This is a genomic window from Enterococcus sp. DIV1537a, from assembly GCF_051712085.1.
Lineage (GTDB): Bacteria > Bacillota > Bacilli > Lactobacillales > Enterococcaceae > Enterococcus > Enterococcus faecalis.
In genome coordinates this window covers 176604-189399 of the sequence record NZ_JBIOOE010000001.1, presented here as the reverse complement: position 1 = coordinate 189399, position 12796 = coordinate 176604, and the positions used below count along the sequence as shown (strand labels likewise).

Below are 12796 nucleotides of genomic sequence, written 5' to 3'. Positions count from 1 at the left end.
CCTTCGCCTCACTCTCCTAAATGTTTTTCTTGGAAACGTTTAGAGGCGTCCATAATTCCCTGGAAAGTCTCAGATAATGTTTCTTCATACTCGGCATTTTCAACATGATTCAGAATAGTTTCTAATACTTGTTGTTCTCTTTCAGAATCAAAAACCGCATGACCTGCTTTCTTTTTCACTGCAGCAATCTCTGCGACGACGTCCATCCGCTGTTCTAATAAACGGACTAGTTCCTTATCGATTTGGTTAATCTTTGCTCGTTGTTGTTCTAAAGAAGTTGTTGGGGCGTCATCTTCAGTCAATTCTTTAATTATCCGTGCTGGATTACCTGCGATCACACAGTTTTCTGGGAACGATTTGGTCACAACAGCACCTGCTGCCACCACTACATTATCGCCTAATGTTACGCCTGGAAGGACAATCGCTCCACCGCCAATCCAAACATTGTTGCCAATGATAATTCGTTTCCCTGATTCCATTCCGCTATTACGCTTGGCTGCTTGTAATGGATGCTCGGCTGTATAAAGTTGCACATTGGGGCCAAACATACAGTTATCGCCAATTTCGATTGGACAAACATCTAAAAAAACGTTATTAAAATTGGCATAGAAATTTTTTCCCACAGAAATGTTGTAGCCGTAATCAAATTGAATCATCGGTTCGATGTACGTCCCGACACCCACTTTTCCAAATGTTTCTTCTATTAATTGACGACGAATATAAGTGTCTGGTTGTTGGTTAATTAACGCCATTTGTTCACGGGCTTTTTTGCGATCAGCCACTAATTCAGGATCTGAGGCAAAATATAGTGCACCTGCGATCATTTTTTCTTTTTCTGATTTAAATTCTTCCATTCCGTTACTCCTTTATCGTTAATTCTGCAAATATCGTTTCGGCTTTCGCTTCTAAAAAATAATAAGGTTGTTGTAAAAATAGCGGCGTTTGATTAATGGCTAAAATAGTTGCCATTGGTTGTTTATAATGAATCAAATCGCAAAATGGATGCACTTGAAAACTCGTGCCGACAATCACGATTAAGTCGGCAGAAGCAACGGCCTGAATGGCTTTTTCGATTGCCTCTTCGGATAGTCCTTCTTCATACAAAGTAATAGCTGGACGGATTTGTCCATGACAATCAGCGTGCCGATCACTAAGCAAATAGTCTTGCCAAGGAACCGTTGCACCACAAGTTTGGCAATAACATTCATATAAATTACCATGAAAGTCCACCACTTCTTGGCTACCTGCTTTTCGATGAAGCCCATCAATATTTTGTGAAACAATTTTTCCCCGTTTCATTTGCTCTAATTGTGCCATTTTCTGGTGAATGATATTAGGTTGTGCGTCTGGATGATAGAGCGTTTTAACGAATTGATAAAACTTTTCTGGCTCTGTTTTTAAGCAAGTCCGGCTCAATAAGTATTCCGGTTGCTGGATTCCTTGATAGACACCTTTTAAGGAACGATAATCTGGCACACCTGAGGCTGTCGAGATACCCGCACCTGTTAAAAATGTGATTTTTTGTTGGGTTGCCAACCAATGAATTGCCTCAGCTTGCGTGATATCTTGCATATCGATTCAGCTCCTAATCTTCTATATTATAACGTATTTTAACATTAGCACCAAAAGTTTTTCCACTTTTTGAAAACTTCTTACCTATATATTGATTTATCTTGAAAGAGTTTGTGACAAATTTCTCAACTCGTGGTAAAATATGCATGAGTAAAAGTGAGGTGAAACAACAATGGTCGCATTTATTATTTATTGGGCTGCAATTATTGCCTGCATCGCTTGGGGCGTTTTAAGCATTTGGTTCTCTGTTTTTTATCTTTCTCGTAAAGAAAACGGAAATCTTTGGGCTTTTGCGTTCTTCAACGTTATCGCTATTATCGCCTTAGCAATTGTTTTATTAGTTTACAAAACTTGGGATTTCGGTATCTTAACTTACTCAAGTCTAATTTATACAATTTTAGCTTCTTTAGGTGTATTGACTGTTCTTCAAGCTATTTTAGGTCGTGAACCAAAAGCTGTCAAAGCTTAAGTAAAAAGCAACTGTTCCTTTAGGAATGGTTGCTTTTTTCGTATTAGTTTCTATTTCGTAGGGAAAATGTTACGCTAATTTCATGGTGTTTGTGTCCTCTTGATAAATTCCTTTGCTGGAACATATTGACTTTCTTCTGGATTTATCCTAAAATTAATAACTGAATTTAATAACTGAATAGTGCCTCAAAAAAGAGGTAGAGGTCGCGGTTTTTATTACGCTTGTGGAGTGAGAGGACACTGGGAAGCAAGTTTAGGATCAATCGCCGAAATGCATAACAGAGCCTCTTCTGTTGTGTGTTGGGACGTAAGTTAAGAGCTTGCGGACTGTCTTAGTAGTGATGCTAAGTTGTGCTATGTTTCGTTGAGGAATTTTTTTCGACATTACCTAGCAACCTTACATCTGTTTGGTTGTTTTTTTGTATTCAAAAATAGGTTGTGACAGAAGTATTCTCCTTTAAAAAGACAGAATCGCTTTTGCTCAGCTGATTATCAAAGCTTGTTGATTGAAAAAAGACAAAACGATCAATCAGACAAGAAATTTAAAGGAGAGAAAAAGATGAACAAAAAAGTTTTTTCATTCAGTCTACTACTTGTCACGCTATTTTCGTTACTTGGCATGACAACCAACGCTTCGGCGGAGGAAAATGGTGAATTTCGTGTCGGCATGGAAGCTGGCTACGCCCCTTTTAACTGGTCACAGAAAAATGACGCACATGGCGCAGTGCCTATTCAAGGCAACTCTTATGCAGGCGGCTATGATGTTCAAATTTCTAAAAAAATTGCCGATGGTTTAGGTCGTAAATTAGTAATCGTCCAAACCAAATGGGATGGCTTGGCGCCCGCCTTACAATCTGGAAAAATTGATGCCATTATCGCCGGAATGAGCCCAACCGCTGAACGAAAAAAAGAAATTGCTTTTACAAACCCTTATTATGAATCACAATTTGTCGTAATTGTAAAAAAAGATGGCAAATACGCTAATGCAAAAAGCTTGAAAGATTTAGCTGATGCTAAAATTACGGCTCAACTAAATACATTCCACTACGGATTAATTGATCAAATTCCAAATGTCAATAAACAGCAAGCAATGGATAACTTTTCAGCTATGCGAACAGCACTTGCTTCTGGCATGATTGACGGGTATGTTAGTGAACGCCCTGAAGGCATAACAGCAACTAGTGTCAATAAAGAATTAAAAATGTTAGAATTTCCAAAAGAAAATGGCTTTGATGCTAGCGCTGAAGACTCGCAAGTAGCAGTCGGCATGCGTAAAGGCGATCCAGACATTGAAAAAGTAAACAAAATTTTAGCAGGTATTTCTCAAGATGAACGGACAAAAATTATGGACCAAGCAATCAAGGATCAACCTGCAGCAACAGATAGTGATGAACAAAAAACAGGACTTATTAACGATTTCAAAAATATTTGGAATCAATATGGCGACATGTTTTTACGTGGTGCTGGTTTAACGCTATTTATCGCGTTAATTGGGACAGTTGTCGGAACAACCCTTGGTTTACTAATTGGTGTCTTCCGTACAATTCCAGATTCTGAAAACCCAGTCGCTCGTTTCTTCCAAAAATTAGGAAATTTAATTCTTTCTATTTATATTGAAGTTTTCCGTGGTACACCAATGATGGTTCAAGCAATGGTTATTTTCTATGGTTTAGCTCTAGCTTTTGGCATCTCTTTAGACCGAACAGTGGCCGCACTATTTATCGTTTCTGTGAATACTGGTGCCTATATGTCTGAAATTGTTCGCGGAGGTATTTTCGCAGTAGATAAAGGACAATTCGAGGCAGCACAAGCGATTGGGATGACCCATGGACAAACAATGCGTAAAGTCGTTATTCCCCAAGTATTACGTAATATTTTACCTGCAACAGGGAATGAATTTGTCATTAATATCAAAGATACGGCCGTGTTAAGTGTTATCGGTGTTGCAGATTTATTCTTCCAAGGGAATGCTGCTTCTGGCGCAAACTTCCAGTTCTTCCAAACCTTTACAATTGTCGGCATCATGTACTTGGTAATGACTTTTGTGATTACACGAATCTTACGTGTTGTGGAACGTAAAATGGATGGCCCTTCTGCTTACGTTAAAGTAGAAGAATTAACTGAAGAAGGAAAAGAAAGCTAGGAGGCAAACAGATGAGTGCAATTATTGAAATTGAACATTTACGAAAAAGCTTTGGCGAAAACGAAGTATTAAAAGATATCAATATGAACGTCAACAAAGGAGAAGTTGTCACCATTATCGGTTCTTCTGGTTCTGGTAAATCAACGTTACTACGTTGTATTAATTTGTTAGAAAAACCAACAGATGGCAAAATCATCTATAATGGTAAAAATGTTTTAGAACGTGGTTATAGTTTGCCCAAATATCGGACCCATTTAGGTATGGTTTTCCAATCATTCAATTTATTTAATAACATGAATGTCTTAGAAAACTGTACTTCTGGTCAGATGACTGTCCTAAAAAGAAACAAAGAAGAAGCCAAAAAAATTGCCTTAGAAAATTTAGAAAAAGTTGGCATGGCTCGTTTTATTGATGCCAAACCTGCTCAATTATCTGGTGGACAAAAGCAACGGGTAGCCATTGCTCGAGCATTATCAATGGATCCAGATGTTTTACTTTTCGATGAACCAACTTCTGCATTGGATCCTGAAATGGTTGGCGAAGTGCTAAAAACGATGAAAAATCTTGCCCATACAGGGCTAACCATGGTGATTGTAACACATGAAATGGAATTTGCGCGGGACGTATCCGATCGTGTTATTTTCATGGATAAAGGTGTCATTGCCGAAGAAGGGACCGCTGAAGATATTTTTGTCCATCCAAAAGAAGCTCGGACAAAAGAGTTCTTACATCGGATTCTAACGAAAAACTAGTAAAAAAGAGGCAGTCATTCTGGTTAGAATGACTGCCTCTTTTGTTATTTTTTGTATTGACGAATCATTGGCGGTTCATAGGAATCAATAAATGCACCAATTTCTTCTAAGGAATCTGAAATGAAAATTTTAGCTCGATCCGCCGCTGTTAAGAAATTAGTTTCTACCATTTTATCAAAAAAGGCAGCTAATAAATCATAGTAACCATTCACGTTGTATAAAATACAAGGATTCATATGTTCACCGACTCGGCCCCAAGAGATCACCTCGCTAATTTCTTCTAGCGTTCCGGGCCCACCGGGTAAAGCTAAATATACATCTGCCAATTCAATCATCTTTTTCTTACGCGCATGCATATCGCTAACTGTATGCATCTTTGTAATGCCATTATGTGCAATCTCCCGCTCCATTAAAAAAGTGGGCATAACACCAATTACCTCTCCACCTTCTGCTAAAAGCGTGTCAGCCACCGTACCCATTAGACCAACATTGCCACCGCCATAAACTAGATCATAGTGATTTTCTTTCATCCAAGCGGCTAACGCTACTGCAGCTTGCTGATAGATTGGCTCATTCCCCAGATTGGCGCCACAATATACTGCCATTTTTTTCACAAACATACCCTCCATTTAGATAGATTCTTTTTTACCATCTATCCTCTGGTAGCTATGGTAGCATATTTTGATTTTCTCGAAAAGGTGCAGCCATTTTTCTTTTCGTTTTAAAAGTATTTGAATTTTCAGACAATAAATGCTATAGTCTTTTTATATTTTAAAATTTCAGAAAAAGGAGCCCTATTATCTTGTCTACCTTACTCACTATTCGCTTAGTTGCCGAAGCCGATTGGCCCGCATTACATGCCTTGGACCAAATCATTTGGACAAAAAAGAATACCCCTGCCGAGATACAACCACTCTCGCTTGCGGCATATCAAGAAAAAATGAAAGATGAAACGATTTTTGTTGCCATCAGCGGACAACAACTCGCTGGATTTATTGAAGTCCATTCGCCCACTTCGTTAGCAGCTCATCAAAAACAATGGCTACTAAGTATTGGCGTTTCGCCAGATTTCCAAGGCCAAGGGATTGGTGGTTCTTTGTTGTCGTATGTCAAAGAGATGGCCCAGATAAGCGGGATTCATAAGCTGAGTTTGCGAGTAATGGCTACCAATCAAGAAGCCATTCGATTCTATGAAAAACATGGTTTTGTGCAGGAAGCACATTTTAAAGAAGAATTTTATATAAATGGACACTATTGTGATGATTATCAGTATGCTTATTTCATAGAAAAATAAGAAAACCAATGTTTTCTATAAAAACTGGTTGCTCTCTGTTTCTTCTTCTGTTATTTTAAATAATAAGACAATATTAAGGAGTGTGAATCTATGCAAAAAAAGTTAGTTTGGCGTGATTATCTATACGTTGGTTCAATGTTATTCGGTTTGTTTTTCGGTGCTGGAAATTTAATTTTCCCTGTACATATGGGACAAGAAGCGGGGGCTTCCGTCTTTTTAGCAAACTTGGGCTTCTTAGCCACTGGAATTGGCTTACCTTTTCTTGGTGTCATTGCTATGGGTGTTTCTAAAAGTTCAGGTGTTTTTGACTTAGCTTCTCGGATTAATCGTCGTTATGCTCTTATTTTTACCTTACTATTATATTTAACGATTGGTCCTTTCTTTGCTTTACCAAGGTTAGCAACTACTTCTTTTGAGATTGGTCTTGCACCATTTGTCCCTAAAGACTTGCAATGGCTGGTTCTTGCTGGTTTTTCCGCATTATTTTTCTTAGCTGTTTGGCTCTTCTCTAGAAAGCCAAGTAAAATCTTAGATTATGTGGGTAAATTTTTAAATCCGTTATTTTTAGCATTGCTAGGAATTTTGATTGTTTTAGCCTTTGTAAAACCATTAGGTCATGTGGCCAGTGCCGCTGTTGGTGAAAATTATATTTCAAGTCCTTTCTTTAAAGGATTTACAGAAGGTTATAATACGTTGGATGCTTTAGCTTCATTAGCTTTTGGGATTGTTGTCGTTTCCACTTTACGAAATATGGGCGTCGAAAAACCAGGAGATATCGCTAAAGGAATGATTAAATCAGGTGCTTTCAGTGTTGTATTGATGGGGATTATCTATACCTTACTTGCTTATATGGGAACAATGAGTATCGGGGCTTTTCCAATCAGTGAAAACGGCGGGATTGCCTTAGCCCAAATTGCTAATTACTATTTAGGCCTACCAGGGAGTATTTTACTGGCTTTTATCGTAGTTCTTGCTTGTTTAAAAACCGGTATCGGCTTAAGCACAGCCTTTTCTGAGACTTTTGAAGAAATGTTTCCGAAAGTTTCCTATCAAAAATTCTTGGCAATTGTTGTTGTTTTACCAGCTATTTTTGCAAATGTCGGTTTGACCAACATCATTCAATTTGCCGTTCCAGTCTTGATGTTCCTTTATCCATTGGCGATTACTTTAATGCTTTTGGTAATCATCAGTCCTATTTTCAAACATCGACGGGAAGTCTATCAAGCAACGACCTATATCACATTGATTGCTGCTGTTTTAGATGCATTAAATAGCTCCCCCACCTTTATCAAAGATACGGCGTTTGTAACAACGCTTTTAGAAAAAGCCGGCCAATACTTACCATTGTTCACTATTGGCATGGGCTGGGTCGTTCCAGCAACGGTTGCTTTTCTAATTAGTTGGGTTTGGGTCATGATTTCTAAAAAAGATCCTATTCTTGATTAATTCTTACCAAAACGACACTAGAAAAATGCGGAAGCGCATCTTTTCTAGTGTCGTTTTTATGTATATTCGTTGTACCAAACTCTTGACTATGGTAAATTGAAGTTACCAACAAGTACTGGAGGAAATTGCCCATGTTAGTTACAACAACCGAGAGAATTAGCGGTCAAGAATATGAAATTATTGGAGAAGTTTTCGGGTTAACCACACGTTCTAAAAATATGTTTAAAGATTTAGGTGCTGGACTAAAAAGCGTAGTTGGCGGTGAAATCAAAGGTTACACTGATATGCAACGAGAAGCACGCGACCAAGCAATCGAACGTTTAAAAGCAGAAGCCTCTAAATTAGGTGCAGATGCTGTTGTGATGATGCGTTTTGATTCTGGCACAATTGGCACAGACATGCAATCTGTCGTGGCTTACGGAACAGCTGTTAAATACATCTAAATTTTACAACTAAAAAGACGCAGACCTTTTCTTGTAAGGTCTGCGTCTTTTTAGTTGTCATATTTCACTTCTGCTAAATACAATCCTTCTGGATGAGCAGTCGGACCTGCTAAATTTCGATCTTTGGCTGCGATAATTGCTGGAATCACGGTTGGTTCCAGCCGCCCATTGCCGATTTTCAATAGCGTACCAACTAAAATCCGAATCATTTTGTACAAGAAACCATCGCCCCGAAAAGTGAATGTTAATTCATCCCCCGTTTCATTGACATGAACACTGGCTTCATGAATGGTTCGGACTTTATCTTCTACTGAACTTCCTGAGGCACAGAAAGAGGTAAAATCATGGGTACCTAATAAATCAGGTAAAGCTTGTTGGATTTTTTCGAGATCAATGGGATACGGAAAATAACTAGCATAAAAACGTCGAAATGGACTTCGTGGTTTGCCAATATCCACTTTAAATTGATAGGTTTTTTCGATCACGTGATAACGTGCATGAAAGTCTTCTGAAACACGTTCCACACTGCGCACAGCAATGTCTTCTGGTGTTTGTGTGTCTAACGCAAAGCGCATTTTTTCCAACGGACGTTCCTGCGGATAATCAAAGTGAATCACTTGGCCCATTGCATGAACACCTGCATCTGTTCGTCCTGAACCAAAAACCGTCACGGAGCGTCCGTTATTCATGCGTGCTAACGTTTTTTCTATTTCTTCTTGAACGGTACGCTCATTAGGCTGCTTTTGAAAGCCATGAAAATGAGTGCCATCATAGGCAATGATTGCTTTATAGCGGGGCATAATTTTTCTTCACCTTTTCTAAGTTCTTAATACAAATAAGCCAATGGTTAACAAGACAAAGCCAAACATTACTATTGTATCTCGTAGGTGCCAATGAAGAATGCGGTATTTTGTCCGTCCTTCGCCACCTTGATAACCTCTTGCTTCCATGGCAGTCGCCAAATCTTCCGCACGATTAAAACTACTTACGAAAAGCGGAATTAACAGTGGAACAATAGCTTTCATTTTTTGAAGTAAGTTTCCTTCACCAAAATCAACACCACGGGCACGTTGAGCATTCATAATCTTTTCCGTTTCATCCATTAATGTTGGGACAAAACGTAAGGCAATTGATAACATCAATGAAACTTCATGAACTGGAAATTTCACTACACGAAGTGGGCGTAGCAAATATTCAATCGCATCTGATAACTCTAATGGTGCCGTCGTTAAAGTTAATAACGTTGACATGAAAATAATTAAAACAAAACGACAGAAAATAAATAGCCCATTCGTCACACCAAACTGGGTAATGGAAATAATTCCCCACTGAAAGTACACCTCTCCCCCTTGTGTAAACAAGGTTTGAAGAGCCACAGTAAACAGAATTAGCCATAATAATGGCCGAACACCGCGGATAAAGAAGCGGGCGCTGATTTTTGATAATGAAATAGCAAAAGCAGTAAAGGCTGCTATTAAAACATAACTCTGCCAATTATTTGCTAAAAAGATAATTCCAATAAAATAAAAACTAGCTAATAATTTTGCGCGCGGATCTAAACGATGGATAAAAGAATCACCTGGAATATAGCGCCCAAAAATCAATTTATTCATCATTTTGCCTCACCTGCTTCCTGCATTTTTTTCAGAAGCTGATCGGCTAATTGATCGGCCGTTAATGGTAATTGCTCAAAAGAAAAGCCTTTTGCCACTAATTTTTCAGCAAATTCGGCTGCAGTTGGCACGCCTAATTGTTTTTCTTTCAGCCATTGTGTCTCTTGAAACACTTCTTGTGGTGCTCCCGCTCGGACGATTTGTCCTTTTTCTAAAACAATCACATGATCTGCGTAATTAGCCACGTCATCCATCAAATGTGTCACTAAAACGATGGTCATATTGTGTTCTTTATGCAGACGACTAAACATCTCCATCATTTCTTTACGACCCTTAGGATCCAAACCAGCAGTCGGTTCGTCTAATACTAAGACTTCTGGTTCCATCGCTAGCACACCAGCAATTGCGACACGGCGCATTTGACCACCTGATAACTCAAACGGAGAATGTTGTAAGTATTTTTCATCTAAGCCGACTAAATCAAGCATTTTCTTAGCTAATTTTTTCGCTTCTTCGTCTGAAACACCAAAGTTTTTCGGCCCGAAAGCGATATCTCGCTCCACTGTTTCTTCAAACAATTGTGCTTCTGGAAATTGAAAAACGATCCCAACTTTTTTACGAATTGGTTTTAAATTCTTATTATCAGTTTCTGGCGTAATTACACGCTCTCCAATTGTCACTTGGCCTTTAGTTGGTTTCACCAAAGCATTCAAATGTTGTAATAACGTTGATTTGCCACTGCCAGTATGACCGACAATCGCTGTATAAGAGCCGTCTTGAATCGTTAAATTAATATCGAATAATGCCCGTTGCTCAAAAGGAGTATTGGGTTGGTAAGTAAAATCTACTTGTTTAAAACGGATGTCCATAACCAATCCACCATCCCTTCTTCTGTTAAATAATTCGCTGGCACAACAACGCCACGCTCTTTCAAAGCTACTTTTAATTTTTCAGGAAACGGTAAATCCAAGCCCATTTCAACAAGCGCTTCTCCTGCAGAAAAAATCTTTTCTGGTGTTCCCTCGTTTGTCAATTGTCCTTGGCGCATCACTAAAATACGATTCGCATTAGCCGCTTCATCAATATCGTGGGTAATAGAAATAACTGTTAAATTGCTTTCTTCTTTAATCTTTTGAATGGTAGCAATCACTTCTGCACGACCTTCTGGATCTAACATACTTGTCGCTTCGTCTAAAATAATAATATCTGGTCGCAAAGCAACCACACCAGCGATAGCTACTCGTTGTTTTTGGCCGCCAGATAGCCGAGCAGGTTCTCGCTTGGCAAAATCTAACATACGAACCCGTTCTAATGCATCGTGAACACGTTCGACCATTTCATCACGCGGAATACCTTGATTTTCTAAACCAAAAGCCACATCGTCTTCGACTGTTGAACCGACAAATTGGTTATCTGGATTCTGAAAGACCATTCCTACCATACGCCGGATATCCCAGACGTTTGCTTCATTTAATTCTTTGCCGCCAACTTTGATAGTCCCAGCAGCTGGCAGTAACAGCCCATTGATCGTTTTGGCTAACGTTGATTTACCAGAACCATTATGGCCAATAATAGCGACCCATTCGCCTTGTTGAATGGAAAAAGACACATCTTTTAAAGCGGGAGAAGCATCTTCTGGTTGATAATTAAATTGGATATTATTTAGTTCAATGATTGGTTGCATCGCGTACTCCCTCAATCTATTTATTCTTTCTAACACTACCAAAAAAGTAGCGTTTTTTCAATCATCTGTTCTGATTCTTCACACTATTTTTTATTATACCAAAAGAACGGTCATTATGGGAGCTCTTATCTGTCTTGACAGGTCTATTTTTCATAAAAATAACTTCTTGTTCTCATAAAACAAGAAGTTACTGATTTTCTTTTAAAAATGTGTCTTCAAATATTCAAACGCATATTGGGCATATAACTCAGCACCCATTGCCATCGCATCTTCATCAATATTAAAACGACCATGGTGATGTGCCCATTCCGTATCTTTCTCCGGATTACCACTTCCCACTAAGGCAAAACAACCAGAAGCATGTTCAGTATAATAACTGAAGTCTTCACCACCGGTTGTCGGCTCTTCTTGTCTTAAGGCCGCTTCACCAAAATTTTCCTTAATTAATGTTTGGGCAAACAAGGCATCCTGCTCATCATTAATCACTGGCAACGTTCCATATTGATAATCTAACGAAGCCGTCCCACCGTAAATAGCGGCTGTTTGTTCCGCATAGCGTTGTAGTGCCTGTTCTACTCGATTACGCGTTGCTACACTAAAGCAACGAACCGTTCCTTCTAAACGTGCATTCTCAGCAATCACATTAAAACGGGTCCCCACATCCATCCGTCCAATCGTGACAACTACTGGATCTAAAGGATCTGTCTCCCGAGAAACAATCGTTTGCAGATTCATCACGAAAGAAGAAGCTATGACTGCCGCATCAATACAAGCGTTTGGCATGGCACCATGGCCACCACGTCCTTTAAAATCAACAGAAAAAATATCTGCGGATGCGAAACTTGAGCCCACTCGACACGAAGCGGTTCCTACAGGCATTTGTGACCAGATATGTAAGCCAAATACATCATCAACACCGGTCATTGCGCCTTGCGCAATCATTGCTTTAGCACCTTGCGCATTTTCTTCAGATGGTTGAAAAATTAACCTTACTGTTCCCTGAAGTTCTTCCTGGATTTCTTTTAATACTTTAGCCGCTGTTACTAACATCGCGGTATGGGAATCATGCCCACATGCATGCATCTTGCCAGCTTCTAAAGATTTATAAGCTAAATCTTCATTTAATTCCTGTACAGGTAAGGCATCCATATCCGCCCGCAGCGCAACCACTCGGCCTGGTTTGCCGCCCACAATTTCAGCAATTAAACCCGTCGGTTCTGTTTTGCGATAAGTAATTCCCAATTGATCAAGAACTGCCGCGACTTTTTCTGTCGTTCGAAATTCTTCAAATTGTAATTCTGGATGTTGGTGTAAATCCCGTCGAAAAGCAATCATTTCTTGTGCATGCTGCATGATTAGTGCTTTGATTTTTTTCATACTT

General features: G+C 39.1%; 14 protein-coding genes and 1 riboswitch. Of the genes, 6 read left to right on the top strand and 8 right to left on the bottom strand.

The window, feature by feature from the left end; translation table 11 throughout:
• Positions 1-8: 8 nt before the first annotated feature.
• Positions 9-854: a chorismate mutase gene (locus IGJ41_RS00950; protein ID WP_002363448.1), complete on the bottom strand. Its 846-nt coding sequence runs from the start codon at positions 852-854 to the stop codon at positions 9-11.
• A gap of 4 nt (positions 855-858) precedes the next feature.
• Positions 859-1572, bottom strand: coding sequence for an NAD-dependent protein deacylase (locus IGJ41_RS00945; protein WP_002403960.1), 714 nt, complete (start codon positions 1570-1572; stop codon positions 859-861).
• A 172-nt stretch (positions 1573-1744) separates the two neighbouring features.
• On the opposite strand from IGJ41_RS00945, the gene IGJ41_RS00940 reads away from it, so the two are divergent.
• The 3 genes from IGJ41_RS00940 (at position 1745) to IGJ41_RS00930 (ending at position 4935) form a co-directional block, all read left to right on the top strand.
• Positions 1745-2041, top strand: coding sequence for a hypothetical protein (locus IGJ41_RS00940; RefSeq protein WP_002356244.1), 297 nt, complete (start codon positions 1745-1747; stop codon positions 2039-2041).
• A gap of 189 nt (positions 2042-2230) precedes the next feature.
• Positions 2231-2405, top strand: a riboswitch (Lysine riboswitch).
• Positions 2406-2599: 194 nt separating this feature from the next.
• The gene (locus IGJ41_RS00935) at positions 2600-4183 is read left to right on the top strand and encodes an ABC transporter substrate-binding protein/permease (RefSeq protein ID WP_002381368.1); all 1584 of its coding nucleotides are present in this window, start codon (positions 2600-2602) and stop codon (positions 4181-4183) included.
• A gap of 11 nt (positions 4184-4194) precedes the next feature.
• Positions 4195-4935, top strand: a complete 741-nt coding sequence (locus IGJ41_RS00930; protein WP_002356242.1) for an amino acid ABC transporter ATP-binding protein — start codon at positions 4195-4197, stop codon at positions 4933-4935.
• A 44-nt stretch (positions 4936-4979) separates the two neighbouring features.
• On the opposite strand, the gene IGJ41_RS00925 is transcribed toward IGJ41_RS00930, so the two are convergent.
• On the bottom strand, positions 4980-5564 hold the full coding sequence (locus tag IGJ41_RS00925) for a TIGR00730 family Rossman fold protein (RefSeq protein ID WP_173963732.1): 585 nt from the start codon (positions 5562-5564) through the stop codon (positions 4980-4982).
• Positions 5565-5737: 173 nt separating this feature from the next.
• Between IGJ41_RS00925 and IGJ41_RS00920 the strand changes: the two genes are divergently transcribed.
• The 3 genes from IGJ41_RS00920 to IGJ41_RS00910 all read left to right on the top strand — a co-directional run bounded on the left by IGJ41_RS00920 (position 5738) and on the right by IGJ41_RS00910 (position 8118).
• Positions 5738-6229 (top strand): GNAT family N-acetyltransferase, encoded by a 492-nt coding sequence (locus tag IGJ41_RS00920; RefSeq protein ID WP_173963733.1) that lies wholly within the window; start codon positions 5738-5740, stop codon positions 6227-6229.
• Between the two features lie 90 nt (positions 6230-6319).
• Complete coding sequence (gene brnQ, locus IGJ41_RS00915) at positions 6320-7675, top strand: branched-chain amino acid transport system II carrier protein (protein WP_010821285.1); 1356 nt, start codon at positions 6320-6322, stop codon at positions 7673-7675.
• 131 nt (positions 7676-7806) lie between these two features.
• Positions 7807-8118: a heavy metal-binding domain-containing protein gene (locus tag IGJ41_RS00910; RefSeq protein WP_002381365.1), complete on the top strand. Its 312-nt coding sequence runs from the start codon at positions 7807-7809 to the stop codon at positions 8116-8118.
• 50 nt (positions 8119-8168) lie between these two features.
• Here IGJ41_RS00910 and truA read toward each other — a convergent pair whose 3' ends face one another.
• The 5 genes from truA to IGJ41_RS00885 all read right to left on the bottom strand — a co-directional run bounded on the left by truA (position 8169) and on the right by IGJ41_RS00885 (position 12792).
• Positions 8169-8918: a tRNA pseudouridine(38-40) synthase TruA gene (truA, locus tag IGJ41_RS00905; protein ID WP_153854391.1), complete on the bottom strand. Its 750-nt coding sequence runs from the start codon at positions 8916-8918 to the stop codon at positions 8169-8171.
• A gap of 18 nt (positions 8919-8936) precedes the next feature.
• Complete coding sequence (locus IGJ41_RS00900; protein ID WP_002373841.1) at positions 8937-9734, bottom strand: energy-coupling factor transporter transmembrane component T family protein; 798 nt, start codon at positions 9732-9734, stop codon at positions 8937-8939.
• The gene (locus tag IGJ41_RS00895; RefSeq protein WP_002381364.1) at positions 9731-10600 is read right to left on the bottom strand and encodes an energy-coupling factor ABC transporter ATP-binding protein; all 870 of its coding nucleotides are present in this window, start codon (positions 10598-10600) and stop codon (positions 9731-9733) included. The genes IGJ41_RS00900 and IGJ41_RS00895 overlap by 4 nt, the downstream gene beginning before the upstream one ends.
• Complete coding sequence (locus IGJ41_RS00890) at positions 10576-11415, bottom strand: energy-coupling factor ABC transporter ATP-binding protein (RefSeq protein ID WP_104855724.1); 840 nt, start codon at positions 11413-11415, stop codon at positions 10576-10578. The genes IGJ41_RS00895 and IGJ41_RS00890 overlap by 25 nt, the downstream gene beginning before the upstream one ends.
• 201 nt (positions 11416-11616) lie before the next feature.
• Entirely contained in the window at positions 11617-12792 is a 1176-nt protein-coding gene (locus IGJ41_RS00885) for a M20 family metallopeptidase (protein ID WP_010827091.1), read from the bottom strand.
• Between the last annotated feature and the right edge of the window lie 4 nt (positions 12793-12796).